We start from the raw sequence: 26589 nt of genomic DNA on the forward strand, positions 1-26589 counted from the left end.
TATTTACTATTTTTTAGATATTATTCCCTTTTCCTCCTAAATCGTGTGAACGATAACACTTTGCATGGCTGGAGGAAGAAGGTTCTACATTTCGCGGAATTCGGATAAGAAAGGGAGATTTTTTTTGAATTGGGAAAAAGCTAGAGACAAGTGGCTGCAATTTACCAACTTAGATAGTGAGTTAAAAAACCAATTACTTGAAATAAATGATAATGAAAAGACTCTTGAGGATTGTTTTTATAAACATTTAGAATTTGGAACTGGCGGGATGCGGGGAGAGCTCGGTCCAGGTACAAATCGGTTAAATACGTATACGATTCGAAGAGCTGCTGAGGGGCTTGCCCGTTACATACTAGAGAACGGGGAAGCAGCGAAGCAGCGAGGTGTGGTGATTGCCTATGATTCCCGGCATAAGTCACCCGAGTTTGCATTGGAAGTTGCGAAAACAGTTGGAAATCATGGGATTAGAGCTTATCTTTTTGATGAGCAGCATCCTACTCCGGTTCTATCATTTGCTGTCCGTCATTTACATGCATTCTCAGGTGTTGTCATTACTGCAAGCCATAATCCGCCTGAGTATAACGGATTTAAGGTGTATGGTGAAGATGGCGGACAAATCCCTCCTGAAGCGGCAAGTACCATTATCCGATATGTCGATGCAGTTGAAAATGAATTAACAGTTCAAGTAGCCGACGAACAGGACCTGCTTGATCGAGAATTGCTGACGTACATTGGGAAAAATGTCGATAAGGCATACTTGAAGCAGCTAAAAACATTGCGATTAAATCCAGATGTAATTGCTGGCGTGGCCGATGAGTTGAAAATAGTCTATTCACCATTACATGGAACAGGAAACAAGCCGGTTCGTGCTGGATTGGAAGCGTTCGGTTTTAAAAACGTTACAGTTGTGGCTGAACAGGAGCACCCAGACCCTAATTTCTCAACCGTATCATCACCTAATCCAGAGGAGCATTCCGCCTTTGAGCTAGCGATACAATACGGGGAATACATCCAGGCTGATATTCTTATGGCTACTGATCCAGACGCGGATCGTTTAGGGGTGGCTGTAAAAAACAATGATGGGGATTATATCGTTTTAACCGGGAACCAAACAGGTGCATTAATGCTTGAATACCTAGTATCTCAGAAACTTGACAAGGGCATCCTTCCTGATAACGGAGTGGTCATAAAGACGATTGTCACCTCGGAAATTGGTCGTGCCATTGCGGAACATTACGGGTTAAAAGCCCTGGATACATTAACAGGATTTAAATTTATCGGTGAAAAGATAAAAGAATTTGAACAAACAGGGCAAAGCTCCTTCTTGTTCGGATATGAGGAAAGCTACGGCTATTTAATAGGAGATTTTGTCCGCGATAAAGATGCTGTACAAGCTGCGATTTTTATTGCCGAAGTAGCGGCGTATTATAAATCAAAAGGTATGACTTTATATGAAGGGCTGCTAGCATTATTTGAAAAATACGGCTATTATCAGGAATCCCTTCAATCAATCACTTTAAAGGGTAAAGACGGCGCAGAAAAAATTGCGCGTTTAATGGATACATTTAGGAATGAGCAGTTAATGGAAGTTGCAGGAATCAAGGTAACGGCTACTGAAGATTATATGGCCTCTATCAAGTATCAGGATGGGAAGGAAAGCAACATTCATCTGCCTAAATCAAATGTATTGAAATATCACTTAGCCGATGGATCCTGGTTCTGCCTCCGGCCATCCGGAACAGAACCAAAAGCAAAATTTTATTTCTCTGTAAAAGGCGATTCTATGAAAAACAGCCAAGAAAAGCGGGCTTTCCTGCAGGATAGAGTAATGGGTATAGTAAATAGGATTCTTGAAAACTGAGTACTGCCATTGCTGATCGACTCATTATGAAAGATTGTTAACGATAGAAAAGATTTAGTTATATGGATTTGTCATTGTGCACCTCGGCCAGAAAAAGTGGAAAGTTGAAGCAGGGACCCTCCCCCTGCTTCTTCTCCTTATTTAAGGCAACCGATACTCCGTATCATGTTCAATAAGTCAGCAATGGAAATGTCCTGAATAGCCGATGGCCCCCGTTGTATGACCTCCCCGCCTCATCGATTCAGCCGGCTTCATGTTCCAGAACAGGATGCCTCGATGACAATTGGCATTGGCAAACCGAAAAACATCGGGATATTGTAGAAGGTATGGCTATATTCAATATAAACCAATTCCGAAACAACAAACAAAATCTATAGGGTCTGTTCTTTTGCATGTAAAAGCCACTGGAACCGTCCCCGGCCGCGGTTTTCTAACTAGTATGATTCAGTACATACACCCACTTTAATTTTTCTCCAGCCCGTGAGAAATAACCTCTTTGAACAAGGGACTCAAGGTATATTCCCACATCAACCTGGGCCTTCAGTTTCCCTGTCAGGAACCTTTCACCCGTAATTAGTTCCATCTGAAGCAGCCATTCGCAAAGATTCTCGAGGTTGGACGCACCATAAAGGCTGAAGTAGTAAAATACAGCCTTTTGTATGATGGGGTCGAGCGGGGAATTCACCTCGGGAACGTGAAGGGAACTCAATTCTTGTTCAAGGTTCTTCCTCTCTAGTCCCCTCTCTTCTTCAGCCTGTTTCCTCTTAAATTCACGGATGATATCATTTGCTTTTTCTTCTTGCCTGTCTGTGAGGGGAAGGCCAAGGGAAAGCTGCCTTTGCATTTCATCTGGGAGGAGCTCGGTATTCGGAAAATCAAAAGATGGTTTCCACCCGTTTTCCCATTTGCTCAGGACCTCGTCCATTTCCAGGTCAACTTCCTGCAAACCTTTAACAACATCTTTTGCGATATGGGGAGGGAAGCCGGTATGTTGCTCGAAATGGGTTATGCCAAACTTCAGCACCTTCCCAGTCTTGTTGTTTTGGACAATATACTGATAACGGAGACTTTTCCCACACTCGCATTTCAGTTCGTCCGTTACCAGTCCCCCATCGATATAATCGACAAGTTCCCATTGTGTCATTTCATCAAGGATGGCATGTTCCGATAAAGCATTACCTTTATTCGCCTTCAAGCGGGCTATGAAATTCGCATAATATGTCCTCTTGCCCCTCTTAAGGGAATCCTGTAGAAACCCTCGCTGTTCATCGTTCAGCTCACCCATCAAGCGATCCCGTTCACTTTTGTTAAGATATACAATCATCCTGAGTCCTCCCCATATAATTTCCCCTTCTTTTATAACAAGTACGTTGCTATCTCAAGGCTAATAATAAGCAAATGATATCCGAAATAATAAGGAAACTGATATAGACAATGTAAATGACTGAACACTTTGGAGGGAGTAAAGGTTGGTTAGAAAGCCAATATGTAAATCCAATTTAAAGAATTTTAGACAGCCATCGGAGCCGTCCCCGTGGCTTTCGGCAAATTTCATTTCCTGGACCCCTCCAAACTTATTTGCATCAAACCGGTTCCTAAAACTGTTGCCGGAAAGAGTGCCAGAACCGAACCGATAAAAAAGTCATAAGAACCTAAATCTGTCCTTGCGTCAGTAAAAACTGCATTCCGCACCATGAATAAAACGAGGAATATTAGAGTGATGATGACCATAGCGGTAACAGTGCCTATCACGTATGCTTTCATGCTATTGACTTTCCTTAGCTTCGGAGCAGTTACGAATAGGGACAGGATGAAAAATATGACCGCTGCTGAGGAATAGATTAGTAGGGTAAACTGCAAGTAGTTTACCTGCTCCCTAATTCTATCTTCCTTGACCTCGACAATATATATTGCATTCGATATCAGCAACAGTTGAACGCTAAAGAGCATGACGACAAGAAAAATGAATCTGGCATTTTTCATCCAGTTTTCCGGCTGGAATTTATTAATAAGAAAGAATCCATATCCAAATAGACCAGCATAAACGATAAGAATAAGAATAGTACTTATTTTCAACCACGTTGGAAGGATTGCGTATGACTGTAAATTTAGTAATGTCGTAAATAGTACGAGAATGAAAAAGCCCACTGTAATGAAGCGGAAATTCTTTTTCATGTCTTCTCCCTTTACAAATGCATGCCGTACTTTATTAGCTTTCATTTCACTTCCCCTTTCACCTTTTCCCAGCCGATCATCCAAAGTGAATTTTGATTCTCTTATACAAGAAATTTTATACTTATATTTAACTTTTCGCTATTTTCATAGTGAAAATCCAAGGCTTTCAAAAAACCATTCATGACTCCTTCAACTTCCATCACAGGCATGAAAATATATCTTCCCTGTCAAAGGCCACTGGAACGGTCCTCACGGTTCAGCTTGACTAGATAAAAATCCGCAAAATAAAATAGCTCTCTATCCAACTAAGGAAGCGAGCTATTTGGACGAGTTTCCTCTATAACTATGTTTTTACAATAAAGATAATTGCTTATCCCTTTTTTTATATTCTTCTCTATATAACGTCAAGTTCTTTGCGTAGTATCGGGGAAACAAATCTAGCAGCATAAATTCCAGTTCTTCTTTTTTAAATGTGGGCATTATGTTTTTTCCTAACCTCTTGTGTACATCAGTATTAAAATGTTTGTTTATCTTTTTATTTGTTTCACGGTTTGAATCTATTTTCTATACTGGGCACTTGAACTAAAACTTCAAACTTAATGCCCTTTATAAAACAATTTAGCGGATACCTAGTAGATCAAAAAATACAATATCTTCCTAGTATTTATATAATTGTGTATATTCCGCTTATTAAAATATTCTGATAAATGTATTGTGTATTGTATACAATATGTCCTATAATGAATTCAATCCTAAAATGAGAGGTGGTTAATAAATGCGATGAAGTTAGATAAAATTCAATCTGTTTCTATTGCTTCTGAGGTTTTTAATCAGCTCAGATTAAAAATAATAAATGGTGAGTTAAAAAATGGACAAAGATTAGTAGAAATGGAACTAGCTAAGAACCTAGGAGTTAGTAGAACTCCTGTGAGAGAGGCTATGCAACGATTAGAACAAGAAGGATTAGTTGAAATACTCCCGAGAACACAGAGCCGGGTGAAAGGAATATCCTTCGAGTCCATCCAAGAAATTATCCTCATTCGTACCCTATTAGAGCCTACCGCAGCTAAAGTTGCAGCAACAAAAATTACCGATGAACAACTATTGAAATTAAAAAGCTATCTAGACCTTTCAAAATTCTACTTTCAACAAGGTAAAGTTGATGAGCTAATAAAAGTCCATGATTTATTTCATGCGGAAATCATTAAAACTTCTGGCTTAATCAGATTAATTAATATTCTAGAAAATTTACATGATTATATAGTTCATTTTAGACATTCCTTTTTAAGTAGACCCCATCTAGTAGAAAGATCCATTAAGGAGCACTTAAAAATATATGAGGCTTTGTGCAAAAGAGATCCCCAACAGGTTGAAGAAGTATTCATCGAACATTTGAGTGGTATTACAGATTATGCAAAAGTTGTAATAGAAGATAATATGCCCTTGGAACAAATAAATTCAAACCTATAGGAGGATTGGAATGAATGATATTAAATTTACAAATGCTCGTGAGAAAATGAGAGAAACAATTCGAGTTCTAAACATTGAAATATGGGAAAGATTTGGTGGTACAGAAGCTGAATGGAAAGGGACAAACTATATTTATCAACGTTCAGCTCGGCTTATGTTTTGGAGATTACCGGACTATCAATGTCCGACAGATACAATAGAAAAAATAGAATATGATAAAGTGGAGTCTATTTGTGAAAATGCTTTTAATTTACCTAAACGTATAGTGTTAGGGTGAACAGCTATGTCAAAAAAAAACATCGTCCTTCTTTTGGCTCCGTCTGTCTTGATCCTAATGGGTTTTTTCGTTTTTCCTTTAATTGTTGTCCTTAATAATTCTATTTTGGATGAGAACGGAAGTATTACATTCCAACATTATCTTTTATATTTTAAAGATCAACATTATTTGTCCATTACGCTCCGATCTTTAAAAATCTCTTTAATTACAACTTTCATCACTCTGGTAATTGGTTATTTTATCGCATACTTTACAACCAAATATATTAAGCAAAAGATTTTGAAAAGAATTGCTTATATCCTGATTATTTCCCCTTTATTCACAAGTGCAGTTGTCAGGTCATTTGGCTGGATGGTGATTTTGGGGAATAACGGATTTATCAACAAATCCTTAATGGGCCTTGGTATCATCTCTGAGCCCATAAAACTCTTGTATAACGAAACGGGAGTCATAATAGGCCTGGTGTATATCCTAGTTCCTTTTATGATTTTATCTATAACAACAGTATTAGAAAATATAGATACTAAGCTTGAAGAGGCTGCATCAGATTTAGGACTAACCCCTTTACAAACTTTTATAAAGGTAACTCTTCCACTGACAGTTCCAGGAATCTTAGCCGGTAGTGTTATGGTTTTCTCCTTAGCTATGAGTGCCTACGTAACACCTGCCATGCTTTCGGGAGGAAGAGTTCAATTAATTGCTACTGTTATCTATGAACAGATGATGCAAGTATTTAATTATCAGTTTGGCTCAGCTGTTGCTTTTGCAGTCTTAATCTTTAGTTTCCTGATTATTGGACTGAATCATTACATATTAAGATCTGACTGGATTGAGGAGGGAAGACGTTGATTTCTAAAATATTCATGTGGATTTTAGGTTGCTTCCTTTTTTTATTCCTAGCCTTCCCTCTATTGGTTTTAATTAATGTTTCATTCACAGAACTGAATTATTTAAGCTTCCCTGGCCGAGGGTTTACATTAAAGTGGTACCAGAAGCTTTTTGAAGATATTTCTTATGTAGATTCCTTCCTATATAGCTTCAAATTATCCGGAACAGCAACACTCTGCGCATTATTGATCGGTATTCCAGCTTCTTATGGTTTAGCGCGGAATACATTTAAAGGAAAAGGGATTGTAATGAATCTTATTTCATCCCCCCTCTTGCTTCCTCAAATTTTCTTAGGATTGGCTCTGCTACAGTTTTTTTACTACTTTACGAACAGCCCACAGAATTTTGTATCTTTAGTGTTTGCACATATAATTATTATTTTGCCATATGTTGTTCGGACATGCGTGAACAGCTTTATTGGAATAAGCCCATATATAGAAGAAGCGAGCAGGGATCTGGGTGCAGGAGCATGGAAAACTTTTTTCTCCATAACTTTGCCACTAATGAAATCAAGTATTATTGCAGGAACTTTATTTTCATTCGCTGTCTCTTGGATAAATGTAGAAGTGACCATTTTCTTAACCTCAGCCGATCAAATGGCACTTCCTGTTAAAATGTTCAATTATGTTCAGTATAATATCGATCCAATGATTGCTGCTGTTTCCGCCGTAACAATTTATTTCGCTTTTATCCTAATTCTCATTATTGATATGTTAGTGGGAATTGAGAATATTGCCTCAAAATAAAACATAACACTGGGGGAGCTTCTTTATGAAAAAATTAAGAGTATATACAATATTATTCGTATGTTTGTTAATGGTTATCACTGGATGTGGAAAGCCTGTTCAACCCAAAGGTGATGCAACAAAGGCTAATACAGATGTAAAAAATCAGGAAATATCCATTGCGATTTTTGGTGGTGATTGGGGAGAAACTATTAAAAACCACATAATTAAACCTTTTGAACAAGAAACCGGCATTAAAGTGAATATCATCGAAGGAAATTCAACAACAACTTATTCCCGATTATTACAGGAAAAGGGCTCTCCTACTATTGATTTAGCTTTATTGGATTCAGGAATTTCCGAATTATCATATCAGAATGATATTGTCGAAAAACTTGATAGAAGCAAATTTAAAGAAATCGATTCTCTTTTACCTGAGACATTTAAAGAAATTGATGGAGAAACCTTTGGTGTAGCCCTTGGATATTGGGGCTTAGGAATCGTGTATAACAAAGACGTCGTTAAAAATCCACCACAATCATGGAAGGATCTTTGGAATGACGAATACAAAGGAAAAGTAACAATTCCAACACCTGCAACTACTGGGGGACTCCCTTTATTAATGCAAATTTCTGAGCTGGAAGGGGAAGAAAAAGGAAAAGTAGAAAAGGGACTGGAAAAATTAAAGTCTTTAGAAGTAGTTGCATATTTTGACGGGTCAGGAGCTGCAACTAATTTATATCAAAGCGGAGAAGCTTCAATTGGAGCTCATTATGGTGGACCTGCATATGTCATGAAAGACCAAGGTTTGCCGATTGAGTTTGTCGTTCCAGAAGAAGGCGTTTTAGGTGCAGGTAGCTTTTGGCATGTTGTGAAAGGGACAAAAAAATCCGATCAAGTCTATTCCTTCTTAAACTATGCTACTTCAAAGGCTGCACAGGAAGGAATCGCTAATGATTTATATCTAGCACCTATTCATAAGGATGTTAAATTGGATGAAAAGACACTTGAAAGGATGCCATATGGCAAAAACGGATCACTAAAGGATTTAAATATGCCAGATTACAATCTCATAAACAACCATAGGGATGAATGGAACGAACTTTGGAATAGACAAATGGGAAGTTAAGGAGGTTTCAAACATGACAGCGGTTCCTTTAGCAAAAACCCGTACCATACATGAGACCGAAGAAAAAAATAGCATAATTGAGTTTAATGAGGTGACTAAAAAATATAATCAGGCAATTGCAGTAGATAACATTTCTCTAAGAATAAAAGAAGGGGAGTTCCTTTCCCTTCTTGGTCCCAGTGGGTGCGGTAAGACTACCACTCTTCGAATGATTGGCGGTTTTGAATTACCCAGTAAAGGAAGCATAAAAATTGACGGTAAAGAAACAGGTAAGTTACCACCTAATCACCGTCCAGTTAATACAGTTTTTCAAAACTATGCTTTGTTTCCCCATTTAAGCATCTTTCATAATATCGCTTTTGGACTAAAGCAAAAGAAAATATCAAAAGCTCAAATTAACAGCGAAACAAATAAAATGATTGAAATTATGGGATTGGAACACCACAAAAATAAATACCCAAGGCAACTGTCTGGCGGTCAGCAGCAAAGAGCTGCATTAGCTAGAGCCTTGGTGAACAAGCCCAGGGTGTTGCTCCTTGATGAACCACTCGGGGCACTAGATTTAAAGCTTAGAAAAAAAATGCAGTTCGAATTAAAAAAGCTTCATGAACAATTTAAGATTACATTTATATACGTCACTCATGATCAAGAGGAAGCTTTAATCATGTCAGACCGTATTGCAGTTATGAACAGTGGGAGAATTGAACAAATTGATACTCCCGAACAAATTTATAGCAATCCCAAATCCTTATTTGTTGCTGATTTTATCGGTGAAACTAACGTAATAGATGTAGATTTATTACACAACAAAAATAAAGAAAATATAATCAAAGAGTTTCCGCAAATTAGTACATCAAATAAAAAACTTGTAATTCGACCTGAACACTTGAAAATAACAAATAATTCCCTACCTTCAGACCACATTTCATTTGATGCAAATATTAAAAATGTTCATTTTGTTGGTTCAAAAAGAGTAATTGAGTGTCTATCAGGTTCTCAGGAAATTATTATCAATCTACCTGATATGGAAATTTTGGATTACTTAACTGAAAGCAGTATTTGCTTGAGTGTTAGGAAAGACTTGGTTAGAGTACTCTAAATTGAAGGAAAAGGTTTACTCCCCAAGTTTTTCGGCGGCAGTAACATAAGCTAAGTTTTCTTCGGAGAAAGTGTCCTTCCCCAAAGTGTTCCGATGACTCTATATGGATCTATCTTGAGGCTTTTTGTAGCCCGTCTTTTTCCTTTACGGAGTACCAATCGGAATGACATTTTGTTACAAGTATAATGTTATATATCCTAGGTTAATAACCTAGTAAATTGAATATAAGGAGATATTTTAAATTGAATTTTACAAATGTCGTTCAAACTATCGAAACCCATACTTTTGGAGAACCTACAAGAATTATTAATGGCGGATTATTAAAACTTAAAGGAAATACTGTAGCTGAGCAAAGAGATTATATGGCAGAACATTATGAATGGTTCCGTAACTCCCTCATTCAAGAGCCTCGTGGCCATCGTGATATGTTTGGGGCAGTATTGTTACCCCCTCTTCGAGATGATGTTGACTTTGGAGTCATTTATATGGATAATACAAACTTCTTAAATATGTGTGGGCATGCAACTATAGGGGTAGCAACTGCAATAGTTGAAACTGGATTAGTGGAAGTAAAAGGCCCAGTAACTGAACTTGTTTTAGAAACACCTGCAGGCCTCGTTTACCCCCGAGTTAAAGTAGAAAATGGTCGTGTAGAGTCAGTAACTTTTACAAATGTTCCAGGCTTCCTTGAACAAAGGGATGTTGTAATAGATGCTGGGGAGCTTGGGGAAATTACAGTAGATATTAGTTTCGGTGGTAACTATTTTGCATGGGTGAATATTGAACAGTTAAATGAAGAAATTCATGTTTCCAATGGAACAAAACTTAAAGCAATGGCGAAAATTATTAAACAGCATGTAAATGAACAGTTAAAAGTACAACATCCTACTAAACCCTTTATTAACTATATTGATATTGTAACTTTTTACGGAAAGCCTCAGCTTTATCCCGAAGCAACTTATAAGAATGTTCATATGTTTAGTGAACAGCAAGCTGACCGATCACCTGGCGGTACTGGGACAACAGCTATGGTTGCGAGAATGGTTGGAAGAAATGAATTAGATTTAAATGAAGAAGTAATCTGCGAAGGATTTGTTGGTGGCAAATTTATAGGAAAAGCTACTGAACGGATACAGCTCGGTGATAGAGATGCAGTTATTACAGAAATAACTGGATCGGCCTTTATTACTGGATTCCAAAATATTTTAATTGATCCAAACGATCCATTTAAACACGGATTTATTGTAGATTAATATTACTATAAATTTTCAAGCGAAGAGCGATCTAACAAGTTAAGATCGACTCTTCGCTTTTTTGTAAAATAATTTTAAACTTGGAATATTATATACGTCCATCGAGTATTTCTTTATAATGTTGATACTTGTCAATTCCTAATGGGCTGGTCCTTATACAGATGATAAATCCTTATCCCATTAAATCTGTTACTTCTTCAAGGTAAATATTATAGAAATAGTATATAGTTCATTGCCCTCCATTTTTGGTGAGAAAACTGTTCAAAAAAAATAAGCAAAAAATTTCAATTTTATTTGACGCTTACACCTGCTTGTCCAATCCTTTTTCCCATCCGCAAAGACCATTGAGGAGTGCTATGGCAAGAATTGCTGCCTACCGGAACAACAAAGAAAACGAACCCGACACAATCATCGAAATGGCAATCAATGCATTCAGGCAGCTTATCGGTAAATTGAAGTCAAACAGTTTCATCGGCAACCCATTCGCCTATTATTACGGAATCCTTGAGAACAAATTCATGTAGTTGTACTTTGAGGAGCTGCAAGAATTGGAGATGGAATCGTATCACTGAACATTTAGGTATTGCAGTTGAATCGAACCACTTATGCGGAGTTTTGGGCCATCTATTGCGGAAAAACGAGCCGACATTTGCATAGTTGGAAGCCTATAATGGAACAACCGCTTTAAAAAAAGAGAATCAGAACCAAAGCGCAGCTGCTTGCATTGATTGAAACGTATACTTCTTATAAGTCGATGAAGGGGAAGTTGTCCTTGTTAGTATTAGTTGCAGGTAAGCCTCTGGTCTTTTGTTTGAGCTAACCTGCATTCATGCCACTACACGGACAAGAGTATAGTTAAGGATGGCGGACCGTTGATTCAACGCTATCCCTGTGATCTTAATGATGTCTGTTAATATCCAAGGAGAGGCTGGTAAACTCCCTGTCAAAGCGTGGTAAAAAAGATGGCAGAGGTGGAACAATAGCTAGTCAGAAGTGGACCAAAAACATGGCAAGCTTGGCACAAATTAATGGCTATATTCATTTATGTCATCTTATCCATTGACGTAATACTCCGTGGCACACTTCCCGTGAAACAAGGAAAATCGAGAAGCGACAGGCACCCATGCCAGGACAAAAATAAAAGCCTGCACATCTTTGTATAGCCGAAAATCGTCTACAGAAAAATCCATTTTTCTTACCTTTAATTTATCAAGAAATTAAAGGACGATTTGATGGAGAGGGCTAATATTAGTGGATCTAGAATTAGGATTGCAAGGAAGAGAGCGAATCTCGATCAGGTAGATTTATCTGCTGCTCTTGATATTGAATTTCACTTGAAATTGACTCAGTCGGATATCTCTGAAATTGAAAGAGGTGTCCGCGGGGTACGTGATTATGAGTTGAATTATATAGCAGAGATCTTGGGCGTCAATCCTGTATGGCTGTTACGAGGAGACACGAAAGGTTCCAGTGAACCGAATGAAAACAATTAAATACTTGGAGCAGAACGATGTGGAAACCAATCACAGTTAGCCAGGCAGAACAGGAAATTAACAGACTTCAGCACTATCTCAAATTGGTCAACAATTATGAAACCAACACAATCGAAAGCTGGATCATTAAAGAATATGCATTAACAAATAGCATGATAAAAATAAAAAACAATGCGTATATCGTTCACAATGTTGTCTTGGAAAATAGAATATATAAAATCAATCATCCTCTCTACTCCGAAAGATGAACTTCATAAATTGGTAAAATTCATGCTGAGAAATAAAATGAAACAGAAATCTTCTAGCGTGAAAGGATTATAAGAATCATCATATAGAAACCGTCATAACGGGGTACCATCTTGATCATTCGCTCTTGCTGCTTCAAAAACAAAAGGCATAATGAACTTATTCATTCAACAATGCCTTTTTCATTCGAATTTTCCGAATCTATATTTTGTGAAACAATTTCTATGAAAAAAGAAAATTCGAGGAGTGACAGGCACTGGATTTCAACCCCAAGTGTAAGTGCCAAATCGCCTTATTTATCACTGTCCCTCCAAGTGAGTCGTTATAACCCTCAATCCTGGTTACCTTCCAAAGGAAACAAGGGACGGTACCGAATTTGCCAACCGGCAAACCCAGAACCGTCCCCACTCTGCTTCCTCTCTGGCATACAGAAACCCAGCCCAAGCTCCAACTGCCTAGTGGGTTTTCTTCCTATCACTCAACCTATCTACTCCATTCAATTTACACACAGACTGTGGAACAATCAATCTGTGAAACTCGAAAAACCGGGGAGTGACAGGCACCTGGACTAAAACTAAGTTCCAAAACTTTTTAAACAGTTCCTTTGTATATCTTACTCATTATCAATGATATTTTGAAAAAAGAAAGATTTATTCATTACTTTCGCCTGAAAGTTTTCAATCCGATCAGCTAGTTCCGTACTGTTTGAAGCGAGCATCACCAACTGGTTGTCGAGCAGAAATTCCATATGTTCGATGCCGGAGAGATCCATCAGGATGGTTTTGCAATTATAGGCGAGTCCTTCAAAGATTGCGAATGAACTGACGCCGACCTGAAATTCTGATTCGGCTAGCAAAATATGAAGAGGATCGTTATCTTCCTCAATTAAGCTAAAATTTTTCAATTCTTTCGCTTTGACTAAATAATCATAGTTTTGCCATCTTCCGTACTCGCCAGGATGCAGCTTGTAGACAATTTCATAGTCCGGTAGTATCTTTGCCAACTGGTGAGCGTACACCGAAAGCTCGTGGCCAATCGTTCCCTGAGATAGGAACAGGATTTGGTATTTCTTTTTGGGTGTCCCTTTAAGCTCCTCCATCTGACTACCGAGAAACGGATAACCGGTGACCTTGATATTGCTTAGAGGAATCGGATAATCAGCACTTGCCTTCCAATACTGGCCAAAAACGTATAACAGATCCGGAAAGTATTCGAGCTTCTGTTTAGAATATGGGAAGGTGTAGGCCGGGTTGTAACGGCTGATGACTCCATGCTGCAGCTCTATTACCTGAATATTGTTCGCTTTCGCAGCAGCGATTAACGGATGATTCGAGTAAGAAACAAGCAGGTAAATTTTCTTCGGTCGCCGCTTGCGGAAAAGCTTGTCGTACAAAGTGAAGTAAATCATAAAGGTGCGTATTTTTTTGCAGCAAATTTCCTTTAAATTCATTCCGATGCCGATTTCTTCCTTAATTGCTTCCTCCGCTTTATCCAAAAAGTCCACACTGTGATGTAAGATTGTGTTGTACTTCCTTTCAAAAATCATTTCATACAGCTTGAAGATGTCCAGATACTTTCTGTTTTTTTTGTTTGTCCCCAAGTGCTGTCCCAAAAAGTGCCGTTCGAGCACTTCATAGTTGGTTTCATTAAAGGATTCCAATAAATCGTTCGTGAACCTATCCTGGAACTGCCCGTTTATCAGAACTTTCCTGGGGCTGTCAAAGACCAGGATCTCTTTTGTATAGTTTCCCATAAATGGGTTTTTTGAAAAAGACCAATATAAGATTTTGAGATATCGAAACAGGCGGACATGGGCTTTTACATTTTGCGAAAAAATGTTGTGGGGCTGCCCCTGAAGTCCGGCGCTAGTAATCGCTGTCCTGAAGACTTCGAACCTCATTACTTCCCAAACTTTTATCCCATTTACTTCATACGAAAACAGATTATATCTTTCTTCAATGTCAGTTAGCTTTTGGAATATCTCTTTGCTTGAAAACTTGGCCATTTCCAGTAGTCCCCTCTAAGGTAAGGGTTAAATACAAGTACTTGTATTTAACTCTTTTTCCTTTTTGCCGAAAGAATTGTACTTCACTGGTTGTTCTTGCTGTTCGATCATTCCTTCGATATACTTGCAAATCCGTTCTACTGAACGGCCGTCCCTAAGACGAAGCAGCCCTTCCGTGAGATTTTCCTGTATGAACCCATCGGACAGGTAGCCGCTTAAGTCCTCCGAGCTCATGAACGGACGGGCAACTCCAAACTCACATAAATCAAACGGAACTGTTGGATAATCCGCGGACCTGAAAGCAAAGACCGCCTTATCGAGGCAGAAGGCTTCTAGACCGGTTGTGCTGAAGTAGGTAATAACCGCATCGGAAGCGTTTAGGTTATGGTAAACATTTTTTCTCGATATGCTTGCTCGGTCTCTGATACCAAAAGAGCTCAGGATTGATTGGTACGCATTTTCGTAGGAAACCGTTTCATTCGGGTGCATTGTTATCAATAAAAACCAATCGGGATTTTCCACGACAAACTTGGCTGCTACTGTGACCATTGAGGTCATAATCTCAGTTCCGTATGGCTGGGTAGCTACACAGAGGATTTTATAGCGGTCATCGTAGAAGGCAATTTCCATCCGGCTCTCGGACTGCGTAAATCCCCTAATAACCTCCAGTTTCGCATCGATACGCGGAGAACCAACAATTTCCACATTGCTAGGGTCAATTTTCATATAGTCGACATAAACACTTTTGGAGTAGTCATCGATAGCAAGGAATTTATGTGAATGAGGCTTTTTATAACGCCTAGATTTCGAAATAACCCCACCTATCTCCACTGATGGTATATGCTGTAGGTACCCGACCAAAAACTGGGACACCCAGAGGCGTCCTGGATTGGAAACGATTGCTGAAATTTTGCTTGTTGGTGATAATGTATCAATCTGAGCTTTCAGCGAAAAGCATTCCCTGAGTACCCGGAATAGGGCCCTACGGTTATTGATGGCAACATAAAGACGCAACAGCCCTTCACCTGTTTTTTGTTCGAATCCACTTTCAATAAATCGGTTTAATGACTCGTCGAGTAATTGTTCAAACTCTTCTCCCCCCGGCAGCTCGTCCATCTGGACTGATGGTGTAAGAAAATGAACGTTCAGGTTATTTTTATCAAAATCATCTACCGCAGGGGTGATAACAAAAACTTCTTTATTCGTCCGGCCGGTAAATCTGTTTAGGATGGGTAACAGTGTTTCCCGGTACTGCGGGTCTTTAAAGTTTCCGACGAAGAGTACACTTTCACTCATCTTTTCTCTATGTTCCGAAAAATCATACGATGTGATACGGCTGTTTCTTAACGGTTGTGATAACTCCCATGCAAAATCGAATAGATCGACTTTTTCGCCCCAATTTTTATTACTTATATCAAGGATGAAAGGTTCGACATTACACCTTTGCTGTAGTACAAACGTTATGATATTGGTTGAAAGCAGGTCGGTGCCGACATGGATATATTTTTTGATGCCGTTCTTTTTAATAAGACTGGCAAGGAAGTGTACATTTCGGATAAACGGAACGAGCCTGTCGGAAACGCTAACCTTGACCCATGGAATAGTCTTGGCGAATTCATGATAGACGCTGGTACATAAGTTTTTTTGCAACAGGCTGGTAATTGCATCAGCATACTCGTCCCCTATCGCGTAAATTTTTTCATCAAGTTCCGGATCAATCCCTTGAATATAGTGGATGCGCCCTGCCAGGTCTTTATTTGGCTTGCTTTTCTCCGAAAAATCAAGAAAGTCTCTTTTCGCCTTGAATACCAAAAGTACATTATCCTGTTCCATAAGGCTATGAACCCAATTGTAGGAAGCTTTGCTAGCGCCGCTCTCAATAAACAGCAAAGTTTTCTCTTCTTTCCCGATGTCCAAATCAATAAGAGAATGAACTTTGATCGAGTTATTTGCTTCCCTTAGCACCTTATCAAAAGGTGTCTTTTTCCTTATTTTAATGGAAGGTACATCTTTCAGATAATGATTGACGAAATCATGGGATAGCGAGCGGCCTTGCCTTTGAACCCTACTGGTGATTTTTGCTTTTTTCACTACGCTGTCGATATCTCTTTTTATGGCAAATCCCTGTCTGAGGATTTGGTGGATTGCCCTCCTGCAGTTTACAACCGCGTAAAGTGTTACTATACCTTCGTGTGAACTTGCCGCAAAACCTTCTTTAATCAGTCTGTTCAATGAAACGTCCAATCCAGTTGCATATTCCTTTTGCAAAGGAAGGTCATCTGGCATGCTTTTTGGCAGTAGGAAATCAACGTTTTTACTCTTCACCGGCAAGTGGTTATCCGCTGTCCTAATGAACAACAGCTTTTTATTTGTATCTTTTTCAAGCTGATTGAGCATTTCGTCAAAATCAGTATCCTCGTAATCCTTTTTTGTTTCCATCAAGGCTATATATTCGCCTGTTAACTCACGGTCCCCAGCAATCATATAGCGTGTTACCGCAGTCCTTCCCAGTGGAGGGGCGGAAAGCTTCAGCACGTTGAGCAAGTCAACGGATTTGACTGTGAGCCAACTGCTGTTCGGTTCAAGGATTCTTGCCTTCATCCTAGAACCCTTTTGCAGTCTGAACGCTAGCAAATTTGCCGCGATCGTACCGTTGCCAACATAATAGACTTGATCGATTTCGCTCTCTGTAACGAGGCTGGAAAGGAAATATTCATTACGCAGCCATGGGACTAAGCGGTCAGATATCGCTGCCTTCATTGATTGTAAATCGTTGGAAATCTCGGCAATGTCAGTGCCAGAGAAATAGGATTGAAGGTTTTCCAGGATGGAATCTGAGTAGCTATTAGCTTTTGCTCTGATTGCTTCTTCCACCTGGGTGGCCATTCTTTGGATAAATGTTACCCGTTTTTTTTGTTCGACCGTAAAGTTGGATGCCTGGATAAATTCCTCGAAATCGTTTTTTGATTTAAAAACAATAAAAGCTGTCTTTTTTACCAGGATATTGATTAGCCAATCCGAATTGTTTTTGATGGCGCCCCTTTCAATAAATAACAGGACCTTTTCATTCCTTTTCAAAACGACGTTTACAGACGAAACAAGAATGGCGAAATTTTGTTTTTCAATTTCAGGTCCCGAGAATAATAAGCTGCCACTATTCTTTTTCGTCTCGATTCGTTTTGCGGCCTCCATATTGCCGCCGGTGTCGTTCTTAGGGAAAAATCGGTTAATGGATATGCCGATAAAACGTTTGATCCTGTTAGGAAGTAAACGTTTTATAAATGTATACATTGAATTCTACCCAACCCTTCCTGCCTGCTTTTTTATATTTGATGGGCCCGCTGGCTACCTTTTAGTACTGTTTCTCCATCTACAACTTCATAAATATAGTCACAATATTCCATTGTCCTTGGCTTTCTCGTAATAAGGATGACAGTTTTATCCCACACCGATTCAAGGACCGCCTTTTCGGTATCGCCGTCAAAACCGGCAGTAGTTTCATCAAGAATGACAACCCCCGGATTGCTGTACAATGCCCTGGCGAGGCCTAGCTGCCGGATTTGCGTTGCTGTTAATTCTAAAGTGCCGACCTGTTCATTTTTAAAAGGTATTTCATCCGTTTCCTCGCCAGAAGGGTCCACTTCTGTATCGGAGAATGAATCGGCTTTTGGACCGATTGTCGTAGATAGCTTATTCGGCAACCCCCTTATAAAAGACGCCAGGCCTGCCATTTCGAGCACACGCCACACCCTTACATCGTTAATCACACTATCTTTTATTCCAAAAGCAACGTTTCTACGGATTGTATCATTAAATACCGCAATCGACTTTGAAACATAGCCAACGTTATTTCGCCAACCGTTTGAAATGTACTTTATATCAATGTTGTCCACCAATACCCGGCCACCATCTGGTTGGATTAGTCCGGCAATGATTTCCCCAACCATCGTACTTTCTGAACCTGGAGAGCCGGTAATCGCCACAGTGCTTCCGGCTGGAATATTCATCAATGCCGCTTTTATTGTTACTGGTTTGGGCCTCTTGTTAGAGTGATGGACATCACTGATTGTAATCATCTTAAAATTCCCGTTGAAATGGGCTTTATCCTGCTCTTGGTCTGAATCGATAGGAATCGAAAGTTGCCTTCTTGTTCGTTGGTTTCGGCCGGACTTTGCCCTTTCTAAAAAGTTGAGCTCTTTGTGAATAGTGTCCAGAGATGGCTTGAACATTTTAATCTCAAAGTAAGATTTCAATAACCGGTTGAACGCGGGGATAATCCGCAGCAACCCGATTCCGTACACGATTAGCAAAGGCAGCATCGAACTGAAATCATAATCGCTTACTAGCGAAAACAGCAGCAGGACGAGGATGCCGTATATCCTAAGCGTCTGATTGAAGACTGTAGGAATCTGGAGAAACAATTTGTAGATATTGGACTTTCCCAAATAGCGTTCCATGTTTACCACAAAATCCTGTAAAAAATAACTTTCCTGTCCCGCCACTTTTATTTCTGGTCCTGCCTGGGCAATTTGCTTTAATGAATCAACCATTTTGGCTTTCTGAATCCGTTGTGCTTCAAATAGTTTCTGGTTCTTTATCTGGAAGAACAAGTATATGAATCCCAAAAGGGAACCGACTAGCAAAATACCAAACGTCATTAGCGGATTAATAGTGAACAAAATGATAAGGATTAAAAATACCAACAGCAGGTCCGTACAGAATGCAATCGCCTTAGTGATGATTTTATTAAAAACAATGTCAATATCCGAGTTGATGTACTTTATCAACTCGCCCTTGTTTTTATTAAGCCAGTACGGATAAGGCTGGGACAAGTAACAACTGATCATATAGGAAGAAAGAAGCTCCTGCTCCTTACTGAGGAATTTAATTCTCTTGTCATTAACCCAAATCCGGTAACCGTTAATCAACGTCAGCAGCAAAATGAGCGTGATCGATAACGCGATAAGAAAGCTATTATAGCTTGAGAAATTAAAAAGTTTATAGATTAGTCCAATTGCACCCTGGCTTTCAACCAGGATCGGTTGGGTTACAAGCTTCATGAGTGGGAAGATCATTAATAGGCTCGCTGTTTCCATCACTACGCTTATAGTCAAAAGCAAAAGCAGGAACAATAACCTTTTTATTTTGTTTCTTCCCAACAGGAAGATGATTTTTTTCAATAATGTATCCATGCATAATCCCCGTCCCTATAGTTAGGGCTTTTAGTTTTCGAAACTCTATTGAAAAGGACTTTCACCTTGTTACAAAATTTTTAAAAACCTACAAAAAAGCCTCTAAAATCCCTTTCTTAATCCCAATTCAGCAATCAGTTTTGCACAGCGTTCACTACTTTTGCCATCAAACAGGTGAAAGTTTTCCTTCACCACTGAATCCAGTAACTCTGGATCGGGGCCATCATCTTCTTCAAGCAGACGTCTGAATTTATCAAGCAGTTCATCCTCACTCGAAGCGAGGAAAGCATCAGGAATCTTGTACGGAGTGTTGTCTTTCATCAAATTCAGGACGAGGCATCTTTTTCGAAGCAGCATCGCCTGGGGCAGGATGCTCGAGCCTGTATCGGTGATGACAATGTCCGCCATCGCCATCAAGAGTATGGAATCAAATTCATTTGCTTCATACTTAACATGCTGCGTTCCGAACGTATTGACATAAATCTGTTTGCTTTCGTCATCTTCACGCGGATGGAACTTGATGATAAGCTGTGAGCCAGATCCTTCCCATTCCTTATGAATAAGTGTATTTAGGGAATCAAGGTATTCGGCACCGTATTTTTCATTGGCTAGGCTGGAGAAATAGACGATCAATTTCTTCGATACGTCCAAGCCATGGCGCTCTTTTTCTTTTGTAATATTTATCTTTTTATTAGCCACAAGCTCGTACACCCCATCATGGACAGGGTTGCCGGTTATGAAAATGCGATCCGGGCTGATTCCTTGTTTAACAAGATGTTCTTTCACAACCTTGCCCGGAACAGCTACAGCGCTATTCGGCAAATAAGAACCGATTGTCCTTTTGGGGAAATAGAGTGTCTTTTCCAGATTAAACTTACGGATGAGCTGCAATCTCCGGGTCGGTATCGAATACTCGGCATCCTTCATATTTGGCCGGTTCGGGTGGGTATTCAGAATCAACACTTTTATATTCAGCTTCCGGCAGCAATCCTGGATGATTCGGATATAGACACCGCCCAAATCAGAGCCGATTACGATCAGCTTTGGCCTTTGTACGAAAAAAAAACCATACAGCTTCCATCTGCTAAGGGAAATTTGCAGGAACCTGATGGCGGCAAGTTTTCGTTTTTTTAAAAGATAAGGCAGGAAAAAACGATGCAACAGAAAACTGTTGCTGAACTCATTGGCGAAAAGTTCGACTTCCTTAAACGGCACGCCATCATGGATGAAGAGGCTTTTGTTGTATTTTTCTTCATCATACTTTGTCACGAAATTCATGTTTTTCAAGTTGACAAAATAACCCCGTATTCCCTTACGCCGCAGTTCCTTAATCACCCTGAGATAAGGCTGATAATGCAAATATTTATACTGCGCAATGAAAAAAACCTTCATAGTCTCCCCCGCAAACTAAACCATCAGAGATTCCCGATTTTTTTGTAAATCCCTTCAACCTTTTCGGCGTGCTCATCGAGCGATAACAGTATCGAAGGTTTTATAAAAAAGGCCTCTGTCTGCCTGTAAATCCCCGGCTTAAATTCCTTGTCGAGCGAATCATCGATGTCGACCGTCTCAATCGCGACCGAGCCGTGTTTTTGCACCTGCAGTGCTTCCAGTGGCCTAAAAATCAGTTTATGGTGCTTCGTATTGATTTCAATCCCCCACCTGCCTGGTGCTTCCCAGTTTGCCTGGTAGGAAAACAGAGCCCCTGTATCCGTTTTTCCTGAACCCGCATAAACAGAAGCTATAGGATGCCAGCTAACACCACCCTTTGTATAGCTAACCATTTCTATTGGCTGTCCTCCTAAATAAAACGCCATGTCAATGACGTGTGTCGAGTTGGCCAGAAACCAGTTTTCCTTAACAATCGGCGTTTTTGGCAGGTTGGCGATTACATGGCCCCATTCCGTAAAATCAAAAGAAAACGACTCAACGCCGCCATCGTTAATGATATATTCTTTCGCTTTAAGGGCGGAAGCATAAAACCGCCTGTTGTAGCCTATGTAAACCCGCGCTCCGTTTTTCGCTGCGATTTCTTTTAACTCCACTATTTCCTCAGGCGTCACACCACCCGGTTTTTCAACGAGAATGTTTTCGACGCCAAGTTCGATTAGGGAAATCGTTGTTTTCGCAAGCTCCTCGACATTTACAGTGACGATCGCATGTGTATGCTCCCTCGCCGTTTCAGCATTGCTATCCACGCCGCCTGTAAGAATGGAGGAACCGGTGCGTTCAGTAAACTTCCTTGCCGATTCTTCGCCCCGCCCAATCACGGTAAAAGGCATATCGAGCTTGTTCATAGCATTGCCATATGCAACCGCCATCTCGCCGGCGCCGATGAGTAACGTACGATGGTTTATGTAATTGGACACGTCAATACCTCTTTATTCTGTATTTTTTCCAAGTGTGAGCAAAGAGTAGTTAACACTTTGATGTGCAGGGTGCTCGATTCCTCGTATGTTGGCAGCGTGCAGTTTCCGGTATCGAGAATTTGCTCGACAGTCAAATGTGTCAGTTCGCTCTGGAACATTACCCTGAAATCGGCTTCCCGCCACGCCCAATTTTCCTTTTTATAAGCGATGAACGCTTTTTGCTCCGTCTCTCTTATCAAACACCGGACTTTATCGCTGTTGATTTGAACAACGAGCGGAATCCCTTCCTGCCGGTAGGAAGTGACACCGAAACGATGACCTCTCGAAGTAGTTCCGCTCAGAGTTCCGGTAAACTCAATATAGCCGCTTCTTTTGCTCTCAATGATTTCATTATCCAAAAACGCCGGTAATAATTCAAAGCCGGAGTCTTCAGACAGAAAAGCCAGGTGGTCAAGAAAGTGTATTGAGTTACTGCCAATCCCGATATTTGAGCCGCTTACCGAATAATCAATATGGGTCGCACCCGCCATATCCGTTTTTAAAGACTGATAAAAGTCCCACATCCGGCGCGGGCAGTTTACCCATGCTTTCACGTTCTTTTCTCTCAGCAGTTCCCCGACAACCGCAAAGTCACTTATTTCCTGAAACAGAAACTTCTCCAGGATTAAATTCTTAACCGATTTCTCATTGAGCAAAGTCTCAACGACTTTCCTTCTCACATTGGAGTTTGTCGCAACAATAACGACATCCATTTTATCCGGCAACAACGTCAAATCTTCATAAAAGGAAATCGATTCTATTTGCGTCCTATTTTCTACTATTACTTCTTTATAGCGAATTTTTGCTGTTTCAATCGATTTAGGGGAAGGATCAACTACGTACGCATTGATACGACGTTTGATTTTGCTTAACCCCTGAAGGTGCCGGCTGCCCAAGTGACCCGCTCCGATAATTGCAACATTTGCTATCAAAAAAATCTTCCCTCTCTGTTAATTTTGGGAAAGCAATATCTCTGCCAATTGCCAGTCAATCATGTCATCAATATCGACCGACCGCTCCTTCGGCATCACAACCGCTCCCGCATTGCCAAACAGGAAGGAAGTAGTCTTTTTTTCCAATTTCGCCATTTTACAAGCATACACAGCGCCATTCAGCTGGTATGCATCCTGCAGCTGTTGCCGCGGAACCCATGGCATTGCGCCTTCGATAAAAACCTTCGGGCAGTTGTCAATAATGGCCCACGCCTGGTGCGGGTGAAGGTCCGCCTCTTTGAACGTAGCAACCGAATCGTAGTTGGCTCCTTCATCAGACAACAATTCCAAACACTTGCGGATATCGTCTGCTGTACGCAATGGGCTTGTCGGCTGCAATACCACTATGATCTCACTGCCATCGAGATTGCCTGCCGCTTCAAGCCTATCCCTGATATTCAAAACCGTATCCATCATCGGTGATGTGTCTTGGGCGATATGACTCGGCCTCATGAAAACTTCGCCGCCATACTGTTTGGCGACAGCGGCAATTTTTTCATCATCTGTTGATACGATGGTTCGGTCGATTTCCGGCATTGCTTTCGCTGTATCAATCGTCCAGGCAATTAGCGGCTTCCCGTTCAAATTTTTAATATTTTTATAGGGAATGCCTTTGCTGCCGCCTCTCGCCGGAATAATAGCTATCACTTTCTGATTGTTAATCATCCAAACACCTTCTCAAAATCTGTGTTGGCTTTCTTGTAATCTTCAATTCTGCCAATATCACACCAATATTCTCTTAGGGGGAAGACAGACGAATTGCGGCCGCCTTTAATCATGTCTTCAAACAATGTTGGCATATCATAAAACTCGTCCTCCGGTATCTCCCTTATTGTGATTGGGTCAAGAACATAAATTCCAGCGCTGACAAACGAGCGATGAACGGGCTTTTCTTCAATGCCTTGCAGCTTGTTTTTGTCAAGTTTTACAACGCCGTATGGAACCTGGTAATTGTATTCCCTGACACACATTGTGGCTTCTGATTGCTGTTTCATATGATAATCGAGCAGAAAATTGTAATTGACGGTTGTTAATAGGTCACCGTTCATAACGAGAATTGGCTTAGATGGGACAGATGGAAGAAGGCTGAGCGCACCCGCGGTTCCCAGTCTTTTTGTTTCATGAAGATAATCGATTTCGACGTCCCATTTAGAGCCATCTCCAAAGTATTCCTCAATCATCTCCGCCTTGTAGTTGACAGATAAAAAGAATTGCCGGAACCCATGCTTTTTCAATTTTTCAATAGTTGTTTCCAATATTGGCTTATCGCCGACTTTGAGCAGCGGTTTTGGGCAGTTGTCGGTTAATGGCCGCAATCTTGTTCCAAGCCCCCCCGCCATTAATACAACCCAATTATCCTTTATATTTTTCTCTACTTGGCCTGCTTCATTGAATGGGGCTGAAAACAACCCATTCTCGTAATTTACAAGGGCCGGGCTTGTATTCATAATCGTTTCGACTGGTTTATCCAACGAGATTCCTTCAAGTATCGCTCTTCGGATATCTCCGTCTGATACTGTCCCAAGAAACCGTTCACTGGCATCGACAACTATCGCTATCTGTTGTGCGGTATAGTCAATAACCTTTATCGCTTCCTTAATAGCTGCATTTTTTGAAATCAAGCTATCAGTCTTCTTTTTAGTTTTTAAAGCAATCATAAAGGTACCTCCTTTGCAGGGACTCCCCGCACTTTTACTCCATTGGCAATACTCCTTGTGACAACCGCTCCAGCAGCAATAAAACTATCTGTCCCTATTACGACGTTGTTAATAATTGTTGCTCCTGTTCCAACATGAACATTGCTTCCAATCGTAACCGTTCCCGAAATCGTTGCCCCTGGAGCAATATGAACGTGATCGCCTATAATGCAGTCATGATCAACAGACGCTTTCGTATTAACAATCGCATTCCTGCCTATTGTTGAATCCGGCTGGATAATCGCACCTGCCATTATTTGTGCTCCTTCATAAAGAGTTGCGTCCGAAGCTATAACAGCAGAAGGATGTACCAGAGGAGGGAATGAATATCCGAGTGAAGTAAATCGTTCAAAAACGGCCCTTCGAATTCTATTTTCGGCAACTGAACCAATGCCATTTACTAGATCGATATCAGCAGGCTGAAACTTCAATACTTCCTCATCATCACCGATTATCGGAATGTCCATTAAATGCCTCCCGTTTTCCACGTTATGAGGGGCAGTGATTCCTATAATCGGTGTACCGGTTTGCTTGAGTATTTCTATTAACACTTTAGCGTGGCCGCCTGCACCTAGAATGAGTACAGATTTCGCCATCACTTAACGGCCTCGTCTTCTATAAAATCCTTCCCGGCTGTTTTTCCGAGTAAATCCCAATAATGAATAGGATCCAAACCAGTGCCCGGCCTCTTGATGGCCAGATTATCCATCGAGAACTGTTCGCCTTTTCTGATTTTCCTGGAGGCAACAATGCTCTTGCGGACAATTGGTTTATTTTTCATCTCACTGACGGTAGGTTTTTTAACAGGGTTACCCAGCGCCTTTTCTATCTGGCGGATACTTTCAACCAGTGTCTTTAATTCATGTGGCTCAAGCGACGCCTTATGGTCTGGCCCCGGCAGATTCCGGTCAAGAGTAAAATGCTTTTCAATCATTTGCGACCCGCGCGCAACGGCTGCGAGTGGAACCGCAAGACCCAGAGTATGATCTGAATAGCCGCAACGAATACCGAACGCACTCTTAATGGTGTCCATTGCCAGCAAGTTCACTTCCTCGTAAGGCGTTGGATACTGTGTTGTACAATGAAGGAGATCTACCTTCTCCTTTAGCGCCATTTGCCCTTCTTCCGTAGCATAAGCTGCTTGGAAAGCCTGTGGTGACGGTTGCCCGTCCGGGTTCGTATAACCAAATGCGAGGACAGCGAGTGCCATTTCGATTTCCGAAAGGGTGCACATCCCTGTTGACAGGATGACTGCTTTGCCTGTTTTCGCGATTTCCAGCAAAAACGGGGCATTCGTTACTTCACCAGATGGTATTTTAAATTTAGCCATCTCAAATTTAGTTGTCAGAAGATCAAGGCTTTCGCTGTCAAAAGGACTTGTCAGAAATTCAATTCCCTTTTCATTCGAATAGTTGATCAATAGACGATGAGCATCTTCATCTAATTCAAGCTTTTTTAGCATTTCGAGCTGGGATTCATCCGAATTCGTGTTTTTCGATTGGTATTCAGCTTTGGGAGCATGTTTGCTTACCAGCTTTTCAGCTTTGAATGTCTGGAATTTAACAGCGTCAGCCCCGGCTTGAGCAGCGGCATCAATTAATTGTTTTGCCAAGTCCAGCGAGCCGTTATGGTTTACTCCTGCTTCAGCAATAATATAAACATGATTGGCTTTCTCCATT

Annotated in this window: 23 protein-coding genes; 11 read left to right on the top strand and 12 right to left on the bottom strand. The window is 40.5% G+C overall.

What is annotated here, in order from left to right; translation table 11 throughout:
• Positions 1-124: 124 nt before the first annotated feature.
• Positions 125-1861, top strand: a complete 1737-nt coding sequence (locus A8F94_RS09570; RefSeq protein WP_066198953.1) for a phospho-sugar mutase — start codon at positions 125-127, stop codon at positions 1859-1861.
• A 430-nt stretch (positions 1862-2291) separates the two neighbouring features.
• On the opposite strand, the gene A8F94_RS09575 is transcribed toward A8F94_RS09570, so the two are convergent.
• Both A8F94_RS09575 and A8F94_RS09580 read right to left on the bottom strand, forming a co-directional pair.
• A complete protein-coding gene (locus A8F94_RS09575; RefSeq protein ID WP_066198956.1) occupies positions 2292-3185 on the bottom strand; it encodes a DUF3895 domain-containing protein in 894 nt (297 codons plus the stop codon).
• 227 nt (positions 3186-3412) lie between these two features.
• On the bottom strand, positions 3413-4081 hold the full coding sequence (locus A8F94_RS09580) for a hypothetical protein (RefSeq protein ID WP_066198959.1): 669 nt from the start codon (positions 4079-4081) through the stop codon (positions 3413-3415).
• Positions 4082-4816: 735 nt separating this feature from the next.
• Between A8F94_RS09580 and A8F94_RS09585 the strand changes: the two genes are divergently transcribed.
• The 10 genes from A8F94_RS09585 (at position 4817) to A8F94_RS09625 (ending at position 12618) form a co-directional block, all read left to right on the top strand.
• Positions 4817-5506, top strand: a complete 690-nt coding sequence (locus tag A8F94_RS09585; protein WP_066198962.1) for a GntR family transcriptional regulator — start codon at positions 4817-4819, stop codon at positions 5504-5506.
• A 10-nt stretch (positions 5507-5516) separates the two neighbouring features.
• Entirely contained in the window at positions 5517-5783 is a 267-nt protein-coding gene (locus tag A8F94_RS09590) for a hypothetical protein (protein ID WP_066198964.1), read from the top strand.
• 6 nt (positions 5784-5789) lie between these two features.
• Positions 5790-6632, top strand: a complete 843-nt coding sequence (locus A8F94_RS09595) for an ABC transporter permease (RefSeq protein WP_066198967.1) — start codon at positions 5790-5792, stop codon at positions 6630-6632.
• A complete protein-coding gene (locus A8F94_RS09600) occupies positions 6629-7417 on the top strand; it encodes an ABC transporter permease (protein ID WP_066198969.1) in 789 nt (262 codons plus the stop codon). Before A8F94_RS09595 ends, A8F94_RS09600 begins: the two co-directional genes overlap by 4 nt.
• Before the next feature lie 25 nt (positions 7418-7442).
• Complete coding sequence (locus tag A8F94_RS09605) at positions 7443-8525, top strand: ABC transporter substrate-binding protein (protein WP_066198972.1); 1083 nt, start codon at positions 7443-7445, stop codon at positions 8523-8525.
• A gap of 13 nt (positions 8526-8538) precedes the next feature.
• Positions 8539-9624: an ABC transporter ATP-binding protein gene (locus A8F94_RS09610; protein ID WP_077247632.1), complete on the top strand. Its 1086-nt coding sequence runs from the start codon at positions 8539-8541 to the stop codon at positions 9622-9624.
• Positions 9625-9866: 242 nt separating this feature from the next.
• Positions 9867-10877, top strand: coding sequence for a proline racemase family protein (locus tag A8F94_RS09615; RefSeq protein WP_066198974.1), 1011 nt, complete (start codon positions 9867-9869; stop codon positions 10875-10877).
• Between the two features lie 356 nt (positions 10878-11233).
• Entirely contained in the window at positions 11234-11401 is a 168-nt protein-coding gene (locus tag A8F94_RS25705) for a hypothetical protein (protein ID WP_175384386.1), read from the top strand.
• Positions 11402-12109: 708 nt separating this feature from the next.
• On the top strand, positions 12110-12370 hold the full coding sequence (locus A8F94_RS09620) for a helix-turn-helix domain-containing protein (protein ID WP_066198975.1): 261 nt from the start codon (positions 12110-12112) through the stop codon (positions 12368-12370).
• 17 nt (positions 12371-12387) lie between these two features.
• Positions 12388-12618: a hypothetical protein gene (locus tag A8F94_RS09625; protein ID WP_066198977.1), complete on the top strand. Its 231-nt coding sequence runs from the start codon at positions 12388-12390 to the stop codon at positions 12616-12618.
• Between the two features lie 611 nt (positions 12619-13229).
• On the opposite strand, the gene A8F94_RS09630 is transcribed toward A8F94_RS09625, so the two are convergent.
• The 10 genes from A8F94_RS09630 to neuB all read right to left on the bottom strand — a co-directional run bounded on the left by A8F94_RS09630 (position 13230) and on the right by neuB (position 26588).
• Positions 13230-14621 (bottom strand): hypothetical protein, encoded by a 1392-nt coding sequence (locus tag A8F94_RS09630; RefSeq protein ID WP_066198980.1) that lies wholly within the window; start codon positions 14619-14621, stop codon positions 13230-13232.
• A 27-nt stretch (positions 14622-14648) separates the two neighbouring features.
• A complete protein-coding gene (locus A8F94_RS09635; protein ID WP_066198986.1) occupies positions 14649-17912 on the bottom strand; it encodes a hypothetical protein in 3264 nt (1087 codons plus the stop codon).
• 32 nt (positions 17913-17944) lie between these two features.
• Entirely contained in the window at positions 17945-19813 is a 1869-nt protein-coding gene (locus A8F94_RS09640; RefSeq protein WP_066198989.1) for an ATP-binding cassette domain-containing protein, read from the bottom strand.
• 102 nt (positions 19814-19915) lie between these two features.
• The gene (locus A8F94_RS09645; RefSeq protein ID WP_066198991.1) at positions 19916-21205 is read right to left on the bottom strand and encodes a UDP-N-acetylglucosamine 2-epimerase; all 1290 of its coding nucleotides are present in this window, start codon (positions 21203-21205) and stop codon (positions 19916-19918) included.
• Positions 21206-21228: 23 nt separating this feature from the next.
• The gene (locus A8F94_RS09650; RefSeq protein ID WP_077247634.1) at positions 21229-22182 is read right to left on the bottom strand and encodes a Gfo/Idh/MocA family oxidoreductase; all 954 of its coding nucleotides are present in this window, start codon (positions 22180-22182) and stop codon (positions 21229-21231) included.
• Entirely contained in the window at positions 22167-23153 is a 987-nt protein-coding gene (locus A8F94_RS09655; RefSeq protein WP_066198994.1) for a Gfo/Idh/MocA family oxidoreductase, read from the bottom strand. Before A8F94_RS09655 ends, A8F94_RS09650 begins: the two co-directional genes overlap by 16 nt.
• A gap of 18 nt (positions 23154-23171) precedes the next feature.
• Positions 23172-23879 carry an acylneuraminate cytidylyltransferase family protein gene (locus tag A8F94_RS09660; protein ID WP_066198997.1) on the bottom strand — a complete coding sequence of 236 codons (708 nt, stop codon included), beginning with the start codon at positions 23877-23879 and terminating at the stop codon, positions 23172-23174.
• Positions 23876-24871: a nucleotidyltransferase family protein gene (locus A8F94_RS09665; protein WP_066199000.1), complete on the bottom strand. Its 996-nt coding sequence runs from the start codon at positions 24869-24871 to the stop codon at positions 23876-23878. The genes A8F94_RS09660 and A8F94_RS09665 overlap by 4 nt, the downstream gene beginning before the upstream one ends.
• Entirely contained in the window at positions 24868-25506 is a 639-nt protein-coding gene (locus tag A8F94_RS09670) for an acetyltransferase (RefSeq protein WP_066199003.1), read from the bottom strand. The genes A8F94_RS09665 and A8F94_RS09670 overlap by 4 nt, the downstream gene beginning before the upstream one ends.
• On the bottom strand, positions 25506-26588 hold the full coding sequence (gene neuB, locus A8F94_RS09675) for an N-acetylneuraminate synthase (RefSeq protein WP_066199005.1): 1083 nt from the start codon (positions 26586-26588) through the stop codon (positions 25506-25508). Before neuB ends, A8F94_RS09670 begins: the two co-directional genes overlap by 1 nt.
• Position 26589: the final 1 nt, after the last annotated feature.

Source organism: Bacillus sp. FJAT-27225 (assembly GCF_001685025.1).
GTDB lineage: Bacteria > Bacillota > Bacilli > Bacillales > Cytobacillaceae > Bacillus_D.

Bases quoted from the DNA above. Each gene is read 5' to 3' on its own strand.
- A8F94_RS09575 (WP_066198956.1), bottom strand. From the start codon at position 3,185: ATGATTGTATATCTTAACAAAAGTGAACGGGATCGCTTGATGGGTGAG.
- A8F94_RS09580 (WP_066198959.1), bottom strand. From the start codon at position 4,081: ATGAAAGCTAATAAAGTACGGCATGCATTTGTAAAGGGAGAAGACATG.
- A8F94_RS09585 (WP_066198962.1), top strand. From the start codon at position 4,817: ATGAAGTTAGATAAAATTCAATCTGTTTCTATTGCTTCTGAGGTTTTT.
- A8F94_RS09590 (WP_066198964.1), top strand. From the start codon at position 5,517: ATGAATGATATTAAATTTACAAATGCTCGTGAGAAAATGAGAGAAACA.
- A8F94_RS09595 (WP_066198967.1), top strand. From the start codon at position 5,790: ATGTCAAAAAAAAACATCGTCCTTCTTTTGGCTCCGTCTGTCTTGATC.
- A8F94_RS09605 (WP_066198972.1), top strand. From the start codon at position 7,443: ATGAAAAAATTAAGAGTATATACAATATTATTCGTATGTTTGTTAATG.
- A8F94_RS09610 (WP_077247632.1), top strand. From the start codon at position 8,539: ATGACAGCGGTTCCTTTAGCAAAAACCCGTACCATACATGAGACCGAA.
- A8F94_RS25705 (WP_175384386.1), top strand. From the start codon at position 11,234: ATGGCAAGAATTGCTGCCTACCGGAACAACAAAGAAAACGAACCCGAC.
- A8F94_RS09620 (WP_066198975.1), top strand. From the start codon at position 12,110: ATGGAGAGGGCTAATATTAGTGGATCTAGAATTAGGATTGCAAGGAAG.
- A8F94_RS09625 (WP_066198977.1), top strand. From the start codon at position 12,388: ATGTGGAAACCAATCACAGTTAGCCAGGCAGAACAGGAAATTAACAGA.
- A8F94_RS09630 (WP_066198980.1), bottom strand. From the start codon at position 14,621: ATGGCCAAGTTTTCAAGCAAAGAGATATTCCAAAAGCTAACTGACATT.
- A8F94_RS09635 (WP_066198986.1), bottom strand. From the start codon at position 17,912: ATGTATACATTTATAAAACGTTTACTTCCTAACAGGATCAAACGTTTT.
- A8F94_RS09640 (WP_066198989.1), bottom strand. From the start codon at position 19,813: ATGGATACATTATTGAAAAAAATCATCTTCCTGTTGGGAAGAAACAAA.
- A8F94_RS09645 (WP_066198991.1), bottom strand. From the start codon at position 21,205: ATGAAGGTTTTTTTCATTGCGCAGTATAAATATTTGCATTATCAGCCT.
- A8F94_RS09660 (WP_066198997.1), bottom strand. From the start codon at position 23,879: ATGATTAACAATCAGAAAGTGATAGCTATTATTCCGGCGAGAGGCGGC.
- A8F94_RS09665 (WP_066199000.1), bottom strand. From the start codon at position 24,871: ATGATTGCTTTAAAAACTAAAAAGAAGACTGATAGCTTGATTTCAAAA.
- A8F94_RS09670 (WP_066199003.1), bottom strand. From the start codon at position 25,506: ATGGCGAAATCTGTACTCATTCTAGGTGCAGGCGGCCACGCTAAAGTG.
- neuB (WP_066199005.1), bottom strand. From the start codon at position 26,588: ATGGAGAAAGCCAATCATGTTTATATTATTGCTGAAGCAGGAGTAAAC.